Source organism: Streptococcus sp. 263_SSPC (assembly GCF_001071995.1).
Lineage (GTDB): Bacteria > Bacillota > Bacilli > Lactobacillales > Aerococcaceae > Granulicatella.
Window position 1 is genome coordinate 19,064 of sequence record NZ_JVNU01000010.1, and the last position, 19,919, is coordinate 38,982.

Consider the following 19,919-nt stretch of genomic DNA (forward strand, 5'->3'; position numbering starts at 1 on the left):
AATAACAGTCAACAGAATATATCTTATCGTCTAAAAATATTATATCCCAAAAAATGTAAAATAAATTTGTTGCATCTGATCTTATTCTAAAAAAAACAGAAAACCCAGATCAGCGATGGCCAGGGTTATTTTTTTACTATTTTTTGAATAGCAATCCAATGAGTTGTCCTATGAGACTGACAACTGCATACATCAGAATATAAATGGCCGCAGAGTCATTTAGTAAAAAGAGATTCGGAATCCATAAGAGACCAATAATAATCGGGAAATACCAATAATATCCAAACTTTACCGAAAACAGCATCGAAACCACAAAGACGATGACTGGAATTCCAATCAATAGTAAGAACATTGCACTCCCTGTATCTTGAATCAGAAAAACAGGGATTAAATAATAGAGTAAAGCAACAACAACGTACATCAGTAACTGTCTATACTTGGATGGCATCATGACCCCTCCTCTATTGATTCTATTTTCCTATCCCCAGTATACCATATTCTATTTAAAATCGAGTGCAATGTTGAGCATAAAAAAAGCATGAAACAAATTTGTTCCATGCTGTTGATTCACACTTTAGTTTTGTGAGAAGAGATTTTTGATAGATTCAAAAATCGATTGGAAGAATTGGGCGATTTTATCGAGCCATCCTTCGTTTTTGGCTTGTTCGACTAAGCTGTTAATCTTTTCGCCGACTGATTTTGACAAGCTATTTAATTGCTCTAATACTTGCTTGGAATCAATCGCACTTGTGTTTTGGTAGTTTTGCGCAAAAGCGACTAAGGCATTAATTTGATCTTGAGAAATCACATTTTGCAATGAGTTTTTCTTCAAGGCGTCGTTAATAATGCGTTCGATATCTTCTTTTGTCGCTAATTGTCCTTGCTTTTGTTTGAGTTCTGCAAGTTCTTTTTTGATTTCAATCATCGCTTTATCGAGTTTTGACGAATCGAATCCTTTTTCGTTGGCATTTTCTTGCGCGATTTTATTCGTGACTTCTAACTCTTGTTGTGCGACTTCGGTACGTTTAGAGTCTAGTTGCACCCCATTGGCTTCGAAGGCTTTATACACCCCTGTTAAAGCTGATTCACCCGTTACTTTTGAGACAGCTGCCACTTCGATTTCGGCGTCTGTGACACCGGCCGTAATCGCTGCATTGGCATATTGCTCAGGTGTTACCAGCGTGATGTTTTCAGGGGTCTTAATTTTCACCTTCACCCCAGTCCCCTTGTCTGTTTTTTGAACCATTACCGACGAAATCATGACAGAGGTATTTCCGTCACCACTTCCAAGATATTTAATTAAATCTTGTCCGGTTGCTGTTTCCGTTAATACGGTATTTGGATCTTTAATGCCTAATAATTGAGAAGTTTGCTGAATTTGCGCCTCGCTGAGTCCACCACCATAAACCACGGTTGGTTTTCCCCATTTTTCATTAACGGTCGTTGTATCAATAGCATATGCATTCTTCATGGATAAACCCATCAATGCAAGGACGACTGCGGTTGCCTTCACCCATTTTTTCATGAATGAACCTCCTTTGTTTTCAATCGTAACTCATTCGTTACAAGTCTAGTATACAAAAAGAACTTTAAGAAAAAAGTGTTCTTTCCTTAAAGTTCTTTATCTATTTGTTTAAGAATTGGTTAACGTCTACGCGCAAATGCCTTCATGGTTGTTGGTGAGAAAAGCATGATGATTGGATAAATTTCCAAACGTCCGGCAATCATCCCAATCGCAAGCATAAATGTATTGAAATCTGAATACATTGAGAAGTTGCTTGTAGGCCCTACTTGACCAAGCCCTGGCCCAATGTTGTTAAAGGTTGCGGCCACACTGGAGAAGGCTGTTGTAAAATCTCCCGCTTCAAAGGAAACGCAGAGTAATAAGCATAGAAAGACCAACACATACACGATTAAGTAGTTGGCGATACTCTTCTCCATCTTATTATCGATTGGTTTTCCATTCATCGTTGGTACAAACACACGACGAGGTTGGCCCATACGTTTTAATTCGGCAATGGCACTCTTGAAGTACACGATAACACGAGAGACTTTAATCCCCCCGGCTGTTGACCCTGCACATCCTCCGATAAACATTAGTAGTAACAGGAGCACATGTGGGAACAAGCCCCAGAGTCCAAAGTCGACGGTTGAGTATCCGGTTGTTGTAATAATCGACGATACCGTGAAGAACACGCTACGAATTGGAACGCCTAAAGCAGATTGTGTAATCGACAATACGATGAAAATAATCATTGTAAAGCTGAGGACGATTCCGACATACGTACGCATTTCTTCGTCTTTAATCACGTCTTTCACAGCACCTAGAAGAACGAAATAATACAAGTTAAAGTTGATTCCAAAGAGCATCATCCCTACCCCGATAATCCATTCAACGGCATCTGGATTGGCATAAATACTAAATCCGGCATTGTTAATCCCGAAACCACCTGTTCCTGCTGTACCAAACGATAGTAGCAAGGCGTCAAATAGTGGCACTTGGAAGACAACTAAAATAATCGTCAATACGGCTGTCATCGCTAAATAAATCATATATAAGATTTGCGCCGTATGCGCTAATTTCGATACGAGCTTCCCAAACACAGGGCCTGGAACTTCCGCACGCATCAGCTGCACGGATTCAGAACCATGGCTTGGTAGAATCGCAAGTGCAAATACTAGTACCCCCATCCCACCGACTAAGTGAGTGAAGCTTCTCCAAAATAATGAAGAATGTGCGAGTACTGAAAGGTCTGGAATAATACTTGAACCAGTGGTCGTTAGTCCACTCGCCGTTTCAAAAAATGCATCCACCACATTTGGAATTTCTCCTGTGAAAACAAATGGAAGTCCACCAAAGAACGAGAGTAAAATCCAGCTTAAGGCTACGGTTACGACCCCGTCACGCGCCATGATTTTTAGTGGCTCTGGCTTTTTAAAGCTTAAGAGAAGCCCAATTACCAGTAGTAACAGAATTGTTCCGGCATAAGCCAGTTTTTGAGTCAATGACTCTTGATAGATAAAGCTAATAATCAGTGGTAAGGCTAAGAGCGCTGCTTCAACTTGAAGCATTTTTCCCACGAAATAGCGAACTGTTTTGATATTCATTCAGACACCTCTATTCCAAAATGTCGTTAATGTCATCAAAGTCTTTTTCCGTTGTAACGACGATTACCTTATCAAATGGTTCAATCGTATCACTACCGGCTGGATAAATGAGTTTTTCTCCACGAACGATAAACGCAATCAAGAGGTTTGATTTTGTCTTTAGTTCTGATAAAGGAATGCCACAAATCGCACTATTCTTTTGAACACGGAATTGCAACGCTTCAACTTGATTATCCGCTAAACGGTATAACGCTTCGACATTTGATCCTTGAGTATTCGAACGTGAACGCACGAATTGGATAATTTCATTGGCAACGATTCGTTTTGGCGTCACCACTGATTGATTATCGAAGCCTTTAAACACTTTAAGAAGTGCTGGACGGCTCATCTTCGTAATAATCTTTGGTACGCCTTGTTGTTTCGCATATGCTGAAAGAATTAAGTTTTCTTCGTCAATCCCTGTCATCGATACAAACACATCATATTCTGTAATACGTTGTTCTTCTAATACATCGTGGTCTGTTCCATCGGCATGAATGATGGTTGAATGTGGGAACGCATAGCTTAAAGTTTCACAGCGTTCTTCATTGACTTCGATGACTTTGGTGTTGATTTTTGTTTGTTTCAACATATTGAGTAAGTAATAAGTAATACGTCCACCACCGACAATCGTAGCAGAAGACACACTCTTCGTTTCTTGACCTGTTAATTTTAAGAAATTGCGAAGGTCTGGATACGCCCCTGTAATAAATACATGGTCTCCTTCTTCAAGTGTTGAATCTCCATCTGGAATGAAGCTTTGTTCATTACGGTGAATCACACAGATTAAGATAGATTCAAAACGATTACGCACTTCTTTAAGGCTTAGACCTGCAAGTGCTGACCCCTCATTAATCTCTAATTCAAGTAAGCTGACACGATTCCCAACGAAATTTTCTACACTTAATGCAGAAGGATAATTAAAGTTATTGGCGATATCACGAGCCGTAGAAAGCTCTGGGTTAATCAGCAATGAAATCCCTAGACTTTCACGAACGAGTTGTAGTTGTTGTGAATACTCAGGATTACGTACACGCGCAACTGTGTATTCCGCCCCAATTTTCTTCGCTAAAATAGACGCAATAATATTAATTTCGTCCATTTCTGTTACAGAAATAAAGATGTCACAGTTTTCTACCCCTGCTTCTACAAGAATGTCGTAGCTGGCACCATTTCCGCAAATCCCCATAATATCGAATTTATTTAATAGTCGATCGATTAAATCTTGGTTTTTATCAATCAATACAATGTCATTTTCTTCCGTTGAGAGCTCCTGGCAAATCACTTCGCCGACTTTCCCCCCGCCGACAACAACAATCTTCATTTTGTTTCCTCCAGATTGAAAAATCTTATACCTTCCTATTTTACCTGTCTGGTGCGAAAAGGTCAAAGTTTATCTTGTTTTCTAAAGGGGCAAAGCGTGATACACTAGAGTCGGAGGTCCTTATGAACGAACACGAATTACAAAACTTAACCGAGGAGATTTCGCGTACGTCTTTTCACCGAGAATTCACGCATAAAATCACCTATAACAAACGCCTACGTTCGAGCGGAGGTCGCTACCTATTGAAGACAGGAAATATCGAGATTAATCCCCTTGTAGAACAGAATCTGGGGCTTGAAGCTTTGATTGGCGTCATTAAACATGAACTCTGCCATTATCACTTGCATCAAACTGGTGGCGGCTATCGTCACAGAGATGCTGACTTTAAGCGCCTCCTTCATCAAGTAGGCGGAAGTCGCTTTGTCGAACGCATGAAGGAACCGAATTTCATTTATGAATGTACAGCGTGCCATCATCGCTACCCTAGAATGCGCAAGATGAACACGAATCGCTATGTATGTGGAAAATGTCGTGGAAAATTAATCCTTTTAGATTGAAATTCCAGCAAACATTTGATAAAATGAAATAGTTCTGCGGTCGTGGCGGAATGGCAGACGCGCTGTCTTGAGGGGGCAGTGGGTGTATACCTGTGCGGGTTCAAGTCCCGCCGGCCGCATAAACAAAACGAAATACGCTAGATGGATATCCATCTAGCGTATTTTTCTGCTTGTAAATTAAAATGAGTTTGTGGTGAGTGCTTTTGCTCACATCCTGTGTAGTTGAACTCGGGCTCACAGGACTGACGTCCACTTCCTGATATGTCCGCACGACTTTTTTCAAAGTCCCTTGCGTCATATCAGTCCAGTGATTCAGTCCTGAGCGTTCGCCCTCGTATCCTGATGTTACCTCATCGTCACAAATTCCTCACTACCAGTTGGATGAATCGCGACGGTTGCGTCGAAGTCGGCTTTAGTTGCGCCCATTTTAATGGCTACGGCAAAGCCTTGAATCATTTCGTCAACTCCATATCCAATTCCGTGGAGGCCGACTACCTTTTCGTCTGCTCCTGCTGTGATGAGTTTAAAGAGCGCTTGTTGGCGATGGCTTGTCACGGCTGAATACATTCCAGCAAACGTTGATAAGTATGCCTTCACGTTTTCTTTGCCATACTCTTTCACGGCTTGTTCTTCTGTAAGCCCCACTGTTCCAATGGCTGGGTGTGAGAACACGACTGTTGGAATCGTTGTGTAGTCCATTTTCGCGTTTGTTTGTCCGTTAAATAAACGTTCTGCTAGTGTGCGTCCTGCTTTAATCGCTACTGGCGTTAATTCTTTTTCACCAGAAACGTCTCCCAGTGCGTACACACCTTGGGCTGTAGTTTCTTGGAATTCATTCACTTTGATAAATCCACGCTCTGTTAATTCCACGCCTGCTGCTTCAAGGTTTAATCCTTCTGTATGAGGAGTTCGTCCTGTTGCCCAAATCACTTTTTCAGCAGCAAAAGTTGTTCCATCTTCGAAATGAATTTCCACAGTCCCATCTTCAAGTTGAACCAATTTTTGTGGCACTTTGTTTGTGTGCAATGTTGGTCCTGATTTTTCCATTTCCGCAACGAGTACTTCAATAATCGAATGGTCGAAGTTACGTAAAGGACGATCGCGGCGAACGAAAAGGTCTGTCTTCACGCCTAGTGCATGTAAGACACCCGCAAGTTCTACGGCAATATATCCAGCGCCTAAAATGGCTACTGATTGAGGCAACACGTCCCATGCAAATACATCGTCAGAAGTGCCACCAAGTTCTTTTCCTTCCACGTTTGGAATGACAGGTTTAGCCCCTGTCGCAATGACGATATGGTTAGCGCGATACTCTTCCCCATTCACTTCAATCGTGTGGGCATCGACAAAGCGCGCGTATCCTTTAATCACCGTTACATTGTTGCGTTCAAAAGTCCGGTTGTAAGAAGCGCGCGAACGGTCAATATATGCTTCACGGTTTTTCTTTAATGTCGCAAAATCAAACGTTACGTTTTCTGCGGTAAAACCATAATCCGGTCCATATGCGTGAATCGCTTCTGCAATTTGTGCTCCATACCACATAATTTTCTTAGGAACACAGCCGATATTCACACAAGTTCCTCCAAGTAAGTTTCCTTCTACTACGGCAACACGGGCACCATGCATGGCTGCACGGTTTGCTGTGGCAATACCGCCACTACCACCACCGATAGAAATTAAATCAAATGTTTTCATTGCTCATCCTCCATTTTTTGGTCACACTCATTCTATCAGATCGCTTTTGCTTTTGTCTTAAACCCTGCTCATGAAATTAGTTTAGGCACAGAAAAAATGATTACTGCAAAGCCTTGCGGCTTTCTTTTATAATCGCTGTTACGGGGCACCGGTGTAAGCCATGGTCTTACACCTTCGAAGCTTCAAACGGGAGTAAGACCAAAGTCAAAACAGGACTCACAATGTGAGTCCTGTTTGCTTTGTAGTCTTACCCCCGCAAGGCTGATTAGAATTAAGCGAATCACAAGTGATGAAGCTTGATTCAATCAGCTACTGCGTCTAACTTTATAAACTGTTTTAACTACGGAACAAGTTCCTACTCCGCGTAATTCTTCTTCGCTGCAAATTCCCGTTACTGCGATTATAAAAAGCCGCCAGCTCCTTCGTAATCATTTTATGTGCTATTTATTTTATGAGTCTAAGTTAAAAATACTCTGATAGAACGATGTGACAAATAATAGACTCTTCGCTCCTTACTACTGTGCTGAAACATTCATTCTGCTTTTCATTCTGTAAGCTGGGTGCTGTCTAGTTGGTTCTTAAGGTGCTGGGACTAGAGCTTTTCAAGCCAGAGGGCGCATAGAGTTTGGACGGCTGGGATAATCGTAGTGATTGAGCCGTGGTTATCGTATGCCTTGTACCAAAGTTTGCCCGTTGAATCGAAGGCGTATTGGTACACGACGAGCCAATGATTTTTATACGGGCTACCAAGAGCTGTTGTGGTACCTACGACAACTGGAACGCCGTCTTCAAGAAGGCCTGGCACGACCTTTTCACTAAATAAATTAAAGTGTGTCTTATAACCATATTTCTTCCACTCGTTATTGAGGCCGCGTTGCACGTCCCAATAAAAAGTCCCTCGATATGGCAGCGCGTATTCAATTGCCGATTCCATGCCTTTTAGGAGCTCATCCATCGATTGTGTCACGACGCCTTCACGTTTGGCCATGAGGACCGTTAACGAGGCAGCCGCATACGTTCCGCAGACGCCTGGTGTCTTTTCATTCACATACGCTTTGAACTGCTTCATATCCTCTTCAGGAAGGCCTCGCCATTCTACCGTCTCTTCTAATGTATGTTTCTTCTCCCACTTCATTCGCATTCTCCTAATTGTTCAATAATGATAGTCTTTATTTTTCAAAATGATATTCTTTCACTTGTAAGTTTTCGTCGAGGTCAAATACAAGCGGTGTTCCTGTTGGAATTTCGAATTTCAAGATTTCGTCTTCGCTAAGGTTGAGTAAGTATTTCACCAAACTGCGAAGTGAATTGCCGTGCGCTACGACTAAAACGTTCTTGCCGTCAAGTAAATCCACCGCAATCTTATCTTGCCAAATTGGAAGCACGCGGTCCAAGGTTGTTTTCAATGTTTCCCCTTGAGGAAGATCCTTCACTTGTAGATGTTTGTAGCGTGGGTCGCTAGCTTGTTTAGCTGCTTCTTCCTCGCTAAGCAGTGGAGGCATCACATCGTATGAACGTCTCCAAAGCAACACTTGTTCGTCGCCGTATTTTTCGCGTGTTTCTTGTTTGTTGAGTCCTTGTAAGGCTCCATAGTGGCGTTCGTTTAATCGCCAGCTCTTTGTTTCTGGTAAATAGTCTTGATTTAATTCAGACAAGACGATGTGTCCTGTGTGGATAGCTCTTTTTAATACTGATAAATAGACATGATCAAATTGGATGCCTAATGAACGCAGCATTTCCCCTGCGTGATGCGCTTCATCTACCCCTTTAGGAGTTAACTCCACATCGCTCCAACCGGTAAATAAATTAAGGGCGTTCCATTCACTTTCTCCATGTCGAACAAATACTAATTTCATGTTCATTCCTTCTTTCTGAATTTCTACTTATATTGTACGCCTGTTCTCAGAAAGTTTCAAAGAACGACGCCCGATGTGTTGCCATTTGCCCTAAATCATCATTTAGTGGTAAAATAAGCTGATATCTATTTCATTAGATGATTGGTAGAAACACTACCTGAAAGGAACATTATGAAATTACTAACGATTATCGAAAAGATAAAACGATTCTCGAATCAGGACTTAGCGCTGTACTTACTCATTATCAGTAGCTTCCTTCCGTTTTATTTATTCCTAACATTGTTCGTCTTATATATCATCCTTCTCGCCTTTACGGGAAAATTAAAACAAGTCTTTAAAGACCTACTATCCCACCCGTTCTTATTGGCGTTTATCGGATTTAGCTTTATCGTATCGATGGTAGCCGGCAACTATATCGGCGCTGTCATCTCGGTTGGATTCGTGATGTATGCGATATTCTTTAAATACTATCAAAGACGATTGACACCGGACTTTTTCCATATCGTTCTACAGACAGTCTTACTCCTCAGCATTTTCGCCGCGGGATTTGCGTTCTTAGAACACTACGAAATCGTTCATAAATTTAACTACACCTTCCTATCACCAAAGATGCAAGTATGGCACCAAAACCGTGCGGAAGTAACCTTCTTTAATCCGAACTACTACGGTATTATTTGTTGCTTCTGTATTATGATTGGCTTCTACTTACTCAGCATCACGAAGAGTTGGTTCTGGAAGTTCATCGGCGCTGTCGCGATTGGTATTAACCTATTCGGCCTCAGCTTCACGCAAAACAGAACTGCTTTCCCAGCGATTATCTGTGGAGCGATTATTTACCTCTTCACGACCATTCGTAGCTCGAAAGCATTCTGGCTCAGCATCGCCGCATTTGGAGTTGGACTTATGTTCCTCTTCTCAAGTGACATCGGAGTTCGGATGGGAACGCTCGACTCTTCCATGGAAGAACGCGTTTCAATTTGGAATGCCGGCGTGGTTCTCTTTAAACAAAATCCATGGTTCGGGGAAGGTCCTCTGACCTACTTGCATAGTTTTGCAAGAATCGGCGCTCGCTACCACGAACACGCGCACAGTTTATATATCGATACCATTTCAAGCTACGGAATTATCGGAACATTGCTTCTTGCGATTTCTACCCTTAAACCGGTACGCATGCTTTTAGAAATGAGTCGCGATCCAAAGAAACGTCCCATCGTTGGACTCTACGTTTCATTTATCGTAGTACTCTTCGTTCACGGTATCTTCGACGTAGCCATCCTTTGGGTACAAAGTGCATTCCTATTCTTACTAGTGATGACAAGTATTCCAATGTGGATGAAACAAGAAGAAAACGTCATGCCACATAAATAAACGACAAAAAACAAAATCCCAAGATTCACCGCTGTGAACCTTGGGATTTTTTGGTTGCTTTTATTTTGTTAAGTTACGGATATTTTTGAAGATGTCTTTATGATTTTCAATCTTCGTATCATTTCCGATAACGACAAACGCATTTTGATCCATGATGGCTTTCATCGTTGGAGCGTATGCGCGTACTTTTTCAGGCGTTGCCGCTAAGATTTCATCGCGGAACTGTTGCACTTTCTCTTGCGTTAGATGCGTGAAGTAACGCGTAAACGCTACTGCTCCTTTTTGAGCGGCTGAAAGTGGACGGTCAATCGTACTGAATGTACCAATCAAGTTCTTTTCAAACTCCGCCTCAGATAAGTTGAAGTTTTCTAAGTACTCTACTTGTCCATCATAACGTTCAAGCGTTTCAACGATATTCGGGTCACGGTAAGAAAGACCAGCCACGTCCCCTTTATCTGTAATCACACTCATACCGCCGTATGCCCCACCTTGAACACGAACCGTATTCCATAAGTAATCAAGTCCTAGAACTGATTTCAAGAATAAGTTCATGCCGTTCACTGGAACACCAAGAAGCGTTTGGTTATATCCTTTTGCGACATAGTTGATTTCTTGCGCTGTCTTGAATCCTTCGTTTAACACTTCCACTGGATTCGTGAAGGCTTGTTTTTCAACTTTGTGGTTTCCAAGATGCTTGAAGAAGTCCTCGGACACTTGTTTGAAGTGGTCGAAGTCCTCTTTACTTCCGACAAAAGTTGCCACTAGTTGGTCTGTTGTTAAAATGGTTTCTAATACAGCTTTCAAGCGGTCGATAAACGCTTGAGGGTTCGCATCAAAACCAGCCACCACATCGCAAATAAAGTCGTAGTAGTCGATTCCTTCAAGCGATTGTAAGTATTTCGCGCCTTCGTAGTAGTAAGATTCTAAACGACGAAGTGCCGCCACGTGTGAACCATAGTTGAAGTTCATCTCTAAGTCTGCTTTCACATTGAGTAAGAGCTCTTTGATTTTCTCAACATCGTCTAAGTTTGAACGATGAACGATTTCTTCAATCAAGCTTAAGAGTTGTGGTTGATATTCAGACAAGGCCTTCCCGCTGACTGTGAATTTAGGATAGTAGATGTTGTCCGCGACTGATTCCGTGATGACTGTCGCGTTTGTGCCGATGCCTCCTGTGTAGAAGTCGATTTCTGTACTGAGGGCTTCGTCTGTGAAGTTTTCTGTTCCGACTTCCCCTAGTACTTCCGTTAAGAAGGCCACGACTGGAATGTCTTCTGTCTTCACGCCTGATAAATCAAAGTAATATTTCACGTAAGAAATGCCGGCTGTGAAGTCTTCATAGTGTAAGAAGGTTGGTTTGCCTTCTGCTGCTTCCACTGTTAATGGGAGTGGCTTCACTTCGCGGTCGATATCTTCTATCGAGAGTTTTGGTAATTTCGCCAAATCTTCTTCCTTATCTGGAGTCGTTTGACGTTCAAGAAGTTGTTGCGTTTGTTCCACAAGAGCTGCCACTTCTTCATCAGATAATGACGCTTTATAGGCCGCTAACTCTTCTTTTAACGCTTCATCTTTGCGGTCCACAAGACCTGGTTCTGGCGCTAAAGTGATGACGGCTGCATGCGTATTGTCGAGTAATGTTGTTTGGATTAAACGTTCAAAATAGCCGTTTGCCATTTCTTCTTGCATCTTATCTAACACGCGTTGGTATTCAAACGTTGCAAATACATCCCCGCCGTATAACCAGCTTGTGAGTGAGTTCAATGAATACAAGATTCCTTTAGGAGTGGCCCCTTCCAGCGCTGTTAATTCTTTATAACGGAACGCTGCTTTATTGAGGGCTGCTTGAATCGCTTTTTGCGGAATGCCTTCAGCGACTAAACGTTTCAACTCGTTTTCGATAATCGATACGAATTGGTCTTTAGCTTCTGGGTTTGTATCTTTTAAGACGATTTCAAAGATTGGTGAGTATGTCGCTGCACCAAATCCACCAGACACATCTGAACCAAGGCCTGATTTCAAGAGAGCTTTCTTAATCGGAGCTGTGTTAGATCCAAGAAGGAGTTCATCTAATACGCCAAGCGCGATGAGTTCTTCAGAGTTGGTTCCCTTACCTGCAGCCCAAATGTACGCTAAGAGCGATTTGTTTTCAGTAGGCTCGTCTTTAGAAATCGAGAATGGCGCTTCTAATTCACGACGCGCTTCGAATGGTGTTTGTTCCACAGACTCGAATTCGTAGTCCTTTGCTTCAAACGCATCGAAGTACTCTGTTAATTGAGCAAATGCTGTGTCTAAATCTAAGTTCCCGTAAAGCGTCACACGCGCATTACTTGGATGATAGTACTTGTCATGGAACGCCACGAACTCTTCTTGCGTTAACGAAGGAATCGCAGCAGGCATCCCACCAGAAATATGTTTGTAGACCGTATCTGGGAATAACGTTGGTTCAAACAGACGGTATAATTCAGAGTCCGCTTGTGAGAACGCCCCACGCATTTCGTTGTACACCACGCCTTTGTAAATCAATTCATCATCGGCGTTTTCTAAGTGATAGTGCCATCCTTCTTGCATTAAGATTTGTGAATCATGCTTGAAGTTTGGATAGAATACCGCATCTAAGTACACAGACATCAAATTATTGAAGTCTTTTTGGTTACGAGACGATACCGGATAAACCGTCTTATCAGAATAAGTCATCGCATTTAAGAATGTATTCAGTGATCCTTTTAATAATTCTACGAATGGCTCTTTGGATGGATATTTCTTCGAACCATTTAACACAGAGTGCTCGATAATATGCGCAATCCCGTTATCGTTATACGGTGGCGTACGGAACGCAATATTAAACGCCTTATTATCGTCTTCGTTTTCAAGGTATAAGACCTCTGCACCAGTCTTATCATGCTTGTACAAATAACCGACAGAACGAATATCTGGCAGGTCTCTTTTTTCAACTAAAGAGTACCCTTTAAAATTCTTTGTCATAAAATTCCTCCTTCAAGGGTTTTCACCCATTCTACCACTTTTAGCGCAAAAAAAGAAGATAAGGGGATTCCTTCAACTATAAAATAAAAAACTCAAAACCCACTTATCACAGTGAATTTTGAGTTTTAGGCATGTTGAACTAAGAATCTTATAAATCTGGATATTATGATTTAATAGAGTTATTAACTAAAATGTCTTCTCTTTCAGTTTTATCTCAATCTCATATCCGTTTTGTCGAGCTAATTCCACAAGCGTCATAATAGTTGGATTATGATGTCCTGCTTCTAATCTTGCTAAATAGGCTCTCTTTACATCTAGCTTCTCAGCAAATTCTTCCTGTGTCAATTGATGATTTACCCTTAATTGAATCGTTCTCAGCGCTACTTTTAGAAGAGAAACTTCTCTAAGTAAGTCTTCTTCGAAATTAGGGTAAATCGATGAGAACTTCATGAACTTTCTTGTTAAATAAGAAGTCACTACCATCCACCCCTTCTTTAGTCCTTGATACAGGTATTTTCAAACAATGTCTCCCTTTATAATAGCATCCCCATTTTTCGAGCAATTCTGGCGTCACGCCTTCATCTTCTAAGATTTTATAGACTGCTGCCAATTTAATCATCTCGCTGTATTCAAGCGTCTCTAAACGATCCACTTTCTTTTTATCAACCCTAAATTTCTTGCCCATACCTATTACCTCCTTATGACTTAAATGTAACATATAAGTTACGTAACTTATATGTTACATTTTGCTTTTTTCTAGTACTATTTTGCTAAAAAAAGAGACTTACAAAGGACTACTCTTCCTTCGTAAGTCTAAATCATTGTTTGAGATTAAATCATTTTTGCCATTCCGATACCGATACGTTCCACAATGGACGTAACTAGCGCATTCCCCATAAAGAAATAACGCATACGGTCGTTGACTTCACTAACTGTCCCATCGGATAGTTTCTTGTTTTTTGTCCAATCACAAGGGAAGCATTGTAATAACTCTGCTTCGTTTGGAGTTAATAGTCGGAACTGATTGCCTTCTTTTAAGAAGTGAGTTGAACGGTTCACACTACCTTCACTTGTAAGCATTGTACGTCCTGGTAATGAAAGGTCATCCGTTTCGCTCATTCTACCTTCAGAGAAGATATAAGTATATCCATCTTCAGTGGTACGTTCAATTTTCTTTGGCCCGCGCAAGTATTGGAATTTCTTAATCTTATCTTCGTCCTGGATTACATAGTTTTGAATATATTCTTGATAAGCTTCTACACCATGTTTTTCGACATAATACTCTTTAGCCTTTTGAACTACTTCTCCTAAAGTCATTGCTTTTTCGAATACAGGAGTTGTATCAATGGTGTAATAAATACCATCTTTCATCAAACCTGTGTTCCAAACTTTTCCAGTAAAGTTATTCGAAATATCTACAATATATTCTTCAGAATGCGCATCTAGTTCACTAAGTTTTTCTGTATAGACACGGTTCTTATTCGCACTATTTTCTACTGGAAACTGCGTTGCAAAAAGACCTTTTTTATAAATATATGACTCGAATGATTCTGGTGATAAATCTTTAATGCCATGTTTCTTGGCAAAAGCTGAGTCGTTTTTATAAATAAAGAAGAACACGCGACGACGTCTTTGAGGTGCACCGTAATCTGCGGCGTTAATCACGCGCCATTCAACGGTATACCCCAATTGATTGAATGCTCCGAGCATAATCGCAAAATCACGTCCACGTTGTTTAGACGGTGATTTCAATAGTCGATCCACATTTTCAAGAATAAGATATTCTGGTTTAATATGATTCACAGCACGAATAATCTCCCAGAAAAGAACTCCTTTTTTACCTTCGATACCCATTTCGTGCTTTTTACTGCGCGCTACTGAGTAATCTTGACATGGAAATCCGCCGACAATCATATTCACACCATTTGCCTTCATTTCATCAAAATACTCTGATGAAACTTGCATGATGTCTTCATTACTATGATTGATTTTTGGATAGTTGTATACTCCAACTTCAAACGCATCTTGCGCTTTTCGACTAGGTTCAAATTGATTCGTATCAGTCACTTGGAAAAATTTTTTATTCAATTTTTTGTTAGCCTCATGAAGACCAACGATAAATCCCCCAACGCCATCAAACATTGAGAATACTTTAAGTTTTGACATGATTACCTCTTTCATTTTCATCAAAAATTTCTCTATTACTATATCATGAATTCAATATTTGATCAACTGATTTGCTAATCCCACTTCCCCTGCAAAATTTCTTGTAAGAACTTCTTAGGCATCCAGAACGAATGCTTCGTAATTCTTCTTCCATCGGGCAGCGGATTCGTATCTGAAAGTTTTCCTTTTCCGACAAAAACATCTTTTTCAATCTCATAATAAGAGTTTGAAGCATGAATTTTTGTAAATAAGAATGGGTTCGCTTGACTCTGCGGGAAAGTAGTCGATACTCCCTTATCAGACTGTGTTAACTGTACCCCGTCATTAATAATGGCACGTGTTTCATTCCATACGCGTTGTGCTTCATCTATTAAACGCTCAGGGAATCCCCAGAACTTCACTTGATTTAATACGTACTCACCTGAAGCTTCTTCCTTAAATACGACAAACATATAACGTTTATCACAAATTTCTTGGAAAACATGAGACTCTTCCCAATTATCATTTTGCGCTAACTCGATAAAATCATAAACCTTAAATGGAGAATCTTCTTTAGGGAGGTCATCCTGATTCACTCGAATGACTCTAAGATTCATATTCGCTTTCTGAAACTCTTGAGTATTTTCTAAGTCACCAGTAATGCCAATCATTTTTCTGATTAACAAACTATTTTTAGATTTTGAGCGAACAGGAACCTCAAACGCATCATATAAGTCTTCTGCTTTCCATCCTTTATACTTCAAAATCTTTTCTTCAATAAGCTGAGTAAAAGTTTTTTTCGTACCTTTTGCAGTAGCTAACACACTCTCCTGCTCATGACTAGCAAAGATTTTATGATTAATCAAATACGTCATGTAACTTGACTTTAATTCCCAAGCACGTTGTTTTGCTAAAACATCACTAAAAGGTTGTTTTTTCCAATCTTTGCCTTTACCAGCTCCTTTGGTACAAGTTGATAAATAGTTGCCATCGGATTCAGATAGTTCGTGTGCTCGTCCCTCTTTAATCTTCTGAGTGATTCGAGCGTAATCATCTAAAATGACATTCATATCTTCCTCAAACCATTCAAACAAGAATACTTTTTCAATCATATAATCATAAAGCGTTTGTTCAGGAATCAAGCCATTATAAAATAGTAAAAGCATTTTGGAACATTTTTTCCACAAATGAGATTGATAAAAATCGTCCAAATTCTCTTCGAAGTAATTAATAATTGTTAAGACTAATCGTTCTTTAGCAGAAATTGTCCCATTCTTATTAACTTTAAATGGTGTCACCTTAAGCTCTACACCAATTTCTTCAAAATCAGCTGCAGCGTTACTATTCGGTTGGTATCCAAAATAATAGCGTTCAATATAATTCCCATACTGCCCTTTTGAGGATGGTTTAATTTCTTTTTTCTCATACTCATTGGCTTCTTGGTTTTGATAATCCTCGTAAGTCTTATAATCCGCCTCATCATATTCTTTTAAAATGTCTGAGAATTTTCGATTTAGGATTTTTTCAGAATACTGAATTACTTCTTCTAAATTTGTGTTGTCATAATTAAAGAGTTCTTGTCCCATACACTTATCTCCCTTATTGTAGTTTTATTGTACATGAAAACTACATCAACTTAAATAAAAAAATAACCACCAGGTAAAACTGGTGATTATTTCTTTTCAAATTTTATTTTCTTTAATTCGTCCCCATGCTCATGGTTTCTGGCAAGGTGCTGCCGCCGTCGATAACGATTTGACTTCCTGTGAGATAGCTAGCTTCGTCACTTCCTAGGAAGGCGAAGAGTTCGCCGACTTCGAGTGGGTCTGCCAAGCGTTTCATTGGCACGCCTACTGTGATGTCTTGGATGGCACTTTCTGGGTTATCTGGGTTGGATTCAATAGCCATCTTCTCAACCATTGGAGTACGCGCATATCCCAGTTGTGAACAGTTCACACGGATATGACGGTCTGCGTATTCTACGGCCAAGCATTTCGTTAAGCCAACGAGCGCTGCTTTGGTCATGGCATAGGCTGCTTCTCCGGCATCGGCTACGATATCCCCTGTGACGGAAGAGGCAATGACGATGCTACCGCCGCCTTGTTCAAGCATATAAGGAATAACGGCTTGACAGCTATTCCATACCCCTTTGATATTCACGTCGATATGGAAGTCGCGCATTTCATCGCTCATTTCTTCAAATGGAGCCAAGCGACAAACCCCAGCGTTGCAACAAGCTACATTCACTTCCCCGAAGGCCTCTTTTGCCTTCTTGGCTGCTTCTTTCATATGGTCTTTGTTGGAGACATCGCCGACATAAGTGACGATTTGGGCGCCGTAGGTTTCTCTTAATTCTTTGGCGGTTTCTTCGACTTCTGGTAATAAGTCGACAAGGCACATCTTAGCGCCGTATTTGGCATAGACCGTTGCGATTCCCTTACCGAGTCCAACGGCTGCTCCAGTGATCAGTGCTACTTTTCCTTCTAATTTTTTCATGGTTTTCTCTCCTTTACTTGAACTATTCTACACCTCCAGTGTACCTTTTTGAAAACGGTTTATCAATCTTATTTTCTATATTTTTAAGTTTTAATCCTAATCCTCTTAGATTTTACAGCACAAAAAAATCGCCTTCCAGAAGGCGTGCCTTCCGTCCAGCGATGGTTTTCGTTTCAATTGTTATTCTTGGCCTTTGACTTCAGACGTTGCGACATCTTCACCAAACCATTTCTGGCTAATTTGTTGGAAGATGCCCTCTTGATAGAGCTCCTTGAAGGCTTGGTTCAGCGCTTCAAGAAGTTTCTTATCGGCAGGACGTACCCCTACCGCAAAGGACTCACTCTCGAATCCTGAAGGAATCGTGTCGTACTCGTCGGCGATGCCTTCTGTTGTGAGGTAGTAATCCGCGTATACACGGTCGATGAGCAAGGCGTCGATACGGTCATTCTTCAAGTCGATAATGGCCTCGTTCACACTTTGGTATTGGTCAGCGTCCCCGCCTTTGACACGGTTCTTCAACACTTCTGGATGTTCTTCAAAATCTAACATCCCAGACGACCCGTTTTGTGCCCCAAGGACTTTCCCTGTCATATCTTCGACCGAGTGAATGCCACTCGTTTTCTTCACGACTAAGATTTGCGTATTTTGCATATAGGGAATCGTAAAGGCGACTTTCTCGCGGCGTTCGTCTGTAGTCGAATATCCATTCCAGATAGCGTCAATCGTGCCGTTTTGTAGCTCGGTCTCCTTCATGTCCCAGTCAATCGGTTGGAAGTGAACCGTGATGCCCAGTTTCTTCGACACGTACTGGGCGAGTTCGATATCAAAGCCGGCATAGTTACCATTCTTCTCCTCAAAGCCCATCGGTACAAAGGTATTATCGAAGCCGACCGTGATGCTTTTTTGTTGTTGGTATTTATCCCAGTTATCGACTTTTGGATTGCTTGCTAGTTGCGTGCAGCCTGCAAGACTCATGACCGCCACCCCTACAAGCGCCAAAAGCCCTAGGATTCCTTTTCGTTTCTTCATAGCGGCCTCCTATTTCGGTTCGAACGTCAATAATTCGTCCGCGATATTTTCGGCAAAGGTTAAATCGTGGGTCACGACGATTTGCGTCATTCCGAGTTCTTTGTTTTGGAGGATTAACTTCTCTACTTCTAGACGAAGAGCTGGGTCGAGCGCTGACGTTGGTTCGTCGTACCCGATGATTTCAGGGTCAATCATCATCGCACGGGCCAAAGCCACCCGTTGTTTTTGTCCGCCTGAGAGTGAATATGGGAACGCGTCCTCGAATCCTGCAAGACCGAGGCGTTCTAAGAGTGCGCGTGCCTTCGCGTTGGCTTCTTCTTGAGGCATTCCGTTCATCTTCACCGGCGAAATCGTTAAGTTTTCTAATACGGATAAATGTGGGAACAATTGGAAGTCTTGGAACACGAATCCAAGCAGTTGGCGCTTCGAGAGTTCATCAAGCGCTAAGGATTCGCCGTTATAGAATACTTCCCCAGAATCGATTTTTTCGAGGCCTGCTAGCATCCGAAGCAAGGTTGTTTTCCCGCCTCCTGAAGGTCCAACGATGGCCAAGATTTTCCCTTCGTGAATGGTTAAGTTGAAATCGGACAAGATTTGTTTATCGCCGAAACATTTATGAATATTGCGTAATTCTAACATCTGCTTGTCCTCCTATTTATAATAACTGAATTTCTTTTCAATGCGTTTCGACACAAGCGTCACAATCCCGATAACGATGAGGTAAATCGCCCCTGCTAGAAACATCGGAACGAGGCTCGCGTCGCGGTTAGCTGCGGTACGGCTGGCCAGAATCAGGTCTGAGATTCCAAGCGCGTAAACAAGAGACGTATCTTTGACAAGACTCATGATTTCATTGAAGACACTTGGCAAGACAATCTTCGTCACCTGCGGAAGAACGATATAGCGAATCGTTGCTCCTGGCGTAAATTTCAATACTTTCGCCGCTTCATACTGCCCTTTTGGAATCGTATCGATTCCTCCGCGGAAAATCTCCGCAAAGTACGCTGCATAGTTGAGCGTGAAGGCAATGAGCGCTGCTGGGAGTCGGTCTAGTCGAATGCCGACACTTGGCAAGACGTAATAAATAAAAATGAGTTGTAATAACAGAGGCGTCCCTCGCATCACCCAGATGTAGATGTGGATGAACCAGTTGAGTGGCTTCCATTTCAGTTGCATCGCAAAGGCAATGAGAATGCCAAGCGGAATCGAGAAGATGAGCACGAGTGCAAACACTTCTAATGTCGTCACTGCTCCGTGTAATAAGCTTGGTAAAATTTCGAGTGAATAGGACAAATTCAGGACCTCCGTCTGTTGTTTGAT

General features: G+C 41.4%; 18 protein-coding genes and 1 tRNA gene. 3 read left to right on the forward strand and 16 right to left on the reverse strand.

Annotated features, from left to right (window positions below):
- Positions 1-136 precede the first annotated feature (136 nt).
- The 4 genes from ADH02_RS00305 to trkA form a co-directional block, all read right to left on the reverse strand.
- Positions 137-448 (reverse strand): hypothetical protein, encoded by a 312-nt coding sequence (locus ADH02_RS00305; protein ID WP_048710867.1) that lies wholly within the window; start codon positions 446-448, stop codon positions 137-139.
- Positions 449-574: 126 nt separating this feature from the next.
- On the reverse strand, positions 575-1,525 hold the full coding sequence (locus tag ADH02_RS00310) for a DUF1002 domain-containing protein (protein WP_048781619.1): 951 nt from the start codon (positions 1,523-1,525) through the stop codon (positions 575-577).
- Positions 1,526-1,644: 119 nt separating this feature from the next.
- Positions 1,645-3,108, reverse strand: a complete 1,464-nt coding sequence (locus ADH02_RS00315) for a TrkH family potassium uptake protein (RefSeq protein WP_048781621.1) — start codon at positions 3,106-3,108, stop codon at positions 1,645-1,647.
- Positions 3,109-3,118: 10 nt separating this feature from the next.
- On the reverse strand, positions 3,119-4,471 hold the full coding sequence (gene trkA / locus ADH02_RS00320) for a Trk system potassium transporter TrkA (RefSeq protein WP_048781622.1): 1,353 nt from the start codon (positions 4,469-4,471) through the stop codon (positions 3,119-3,121).
- A gap of 122 nt (positions 4,472-4,593) precedes the next feature.
- Here trkA and ADH02_RS00325 point away from each other — a divergent pair, with 122 nt between their 5' ends.
- Complete coding sequence (locus ADH02_RS00325; RefSeq protein ID WP_048781624.1) at positions 4,594-5,028, forward strand: SprT family protein; 435 nt, start codon at positions 4,594-4,596, stop codon at positions 5,026-5,028.
- 36 nt (positions 5,029-5,064) lie between these two features.
- A tRNA-Leu gene (locus ADH02_RS00330) sits at positions 5,065-5,147 on the forward strand.
- A gap of 226 nt (positions 5,148-5,373) precedes the next feature.
- Here ADH02_RS00330 and gorA read toward each other — a convergent pair.
- From gorA to gpmA, 3 genes are all read right to left on the reverse strand, one after another.
- Positions 5,374-6,723, reverse strand: coding sequence for a glutathione-disulfide reductase (gene gorA, locus ADH02_RS00335; RefSeq protein ID WP_048781626.1), 1,350 nt, complete (start codon positions 6,721-6,723; stop codon positions 5,374-5,376).
- 592 nt (positions 6,724-7,315) lie between these two features.
- Positions 7,316-7,858 carry a hypothetical protein gene (locus tag ADH02_RS00340; RefSeq protein ID WP_048781628.1) on the reverse strand — a complete coding sequence of 181 codons (543 nt, stop codon included), beginning with the start codon at positions 7,856-7,858 and terminating at the stop codon, positions 7,316-7,318.
- Between the two features lie 34 nt (positions 7,859-7,892).
- A complete protein-coding gene (gpmA, locus tag ADH02_RS00345; RefSeq protein ID WP_048711849.1) occupies positions 7,893-8,579 on the reverse strand; it encodes a 2,3-diphosphoglycerate-dependent phosphoglycerate mutase in 687 nt (228 codons plus the stop codon).
- 171 nt (positions 8,580-8,750) lie between these two features.
- Here gpmA and ADH02_RS00350 point away from each other — a divergent pair, with 171 nt between their 5' ends.
- Positions 8,751-9,947 carry an O-antigen ligase family protein gene (locus ADH02_RS00350; RefSeq protein ID WP_048781630.1) on the forward strand — a complete coding sequence of 399 codons (1,197 nt, stop codon included), beginning with the start codon at positions 8,751-8,753 and terminating at the stop codon, positions 9,945-9,947.
- Between the two features lie 60 nt (positions 9,948-10,007).
- Here the strand turns inward: ADH02_RS00350 and ADH02_RS00355 are convergent, their stop codons facing one another.
- The 9 genes from ADH02_RS00355 to ADH02_RS00395 form a co-directional block, all read right to left on the reverse strand.
- Complete coding sequence (locus ADH02_RS00355; protein ID WP_048781632.1) at positions 10,008-12,929, reverse strand: insulinase family protein; 2,922 nt, start codon at positions 12,927-12,929, stop codon at positions 10,008-10,010.
- Positions 12,930-13,115: 186 nt separating this feature from the next.
- Positions 13,116-13,412, reverse strand: a complete 297-nt coding sequence (locus tag ADH02_RS00360) for a helix-turn-helix domain-containing protein (RefSeq protein WP_082161619.1) — start codon at positions 13,410-13,412, stop codon at positions 13,116-13,118.
- Positions 13,354-13,614 carry a hypothetical protein gene (locus tag ADH02_RS00365; protein ID WP_048781635.1) on the reverse strand — a complete coding sequence of 87 codons (261 nt, stop codon included), beginning with the start codon at positions 13,612-13,614 and terminating at the stop codon, positions 13,354-13,356. The genes ADH02_RS00360 and ADH02_RS00365 overlap by 59 nt, the downstream gene beginning before the upstream one ends.
- Before the next feature lie 146 nt (positions 13,615-13,760).
- Complete coding sequence (dcm, locus tag ADH02_RS00370) at positions 13,761-15,095, reverse strand: DNA (cytosine-5-)-methyltransferase (RefSeq protein WP_048781637.1); 1,335 nt, start codon at positions 15,093-15,095, stop codon at positions 13,761-13,763.
- Between the two features lie 74 nt (positions 15,096-15,169).
- Entirely contained in the window at positions 15,170-16,660 is a 1,491-nt protein-coding gene (locus ADH02_RS00375; RefSeq protein ID WP_048781639.1) for a Sau3AI family type II restriction endonuclease, read from the reverse strand.
- Positions 16,661-16,772: 112 nt separating this feature from the next.
- A complete protein-coding gene (gene ucpA / locus ADH02_RS00380) occupies positions 16,773-17,570 on the reverse strand; it encodes an SDR family oxidoreductase UcpA (protein ID WP_048781641.1) in 798 nt (265 codons plus the stop codon).
- 180 nt (positions 17,571-17,750) lie between these two features.
- Entirely contained in the window at positions 17,751-18,599 is an 849-nt protein-coding gene (locus ADH02_RS00385; protein ID WP_048781643.1) for an amino acid ABC transporter substrate-binding protein, read from the reverse strand.
- A gap of 9 nt (positions 18,600-18,608) precedes the next feature.
- Complete coding sequence (locus ADH02_RS00390) at positions 18,609-19,238, reverse strand: amino acid ABC transporter ATP-binding protein (protein WP_048781645.1); 630 nt, start codon at positions 19,236-19,238, stop codon at positions 18,609-18,611.
- Between the two features lie 12 nt (positions 19,239-19,250).
- Positions 19,251-19,892, reverse strand: a complete 642-nt coding sequence (locus ADH02_RS00395; protein ID WP_048781647.1) for an amino acid ABC transporter permease — start codon at positions 19,890-19,892, stop codon at positions 19,251-19,253.
- Between the last annotated feature and the right edge of the window lie 27 nt (positions 19,893-19,919).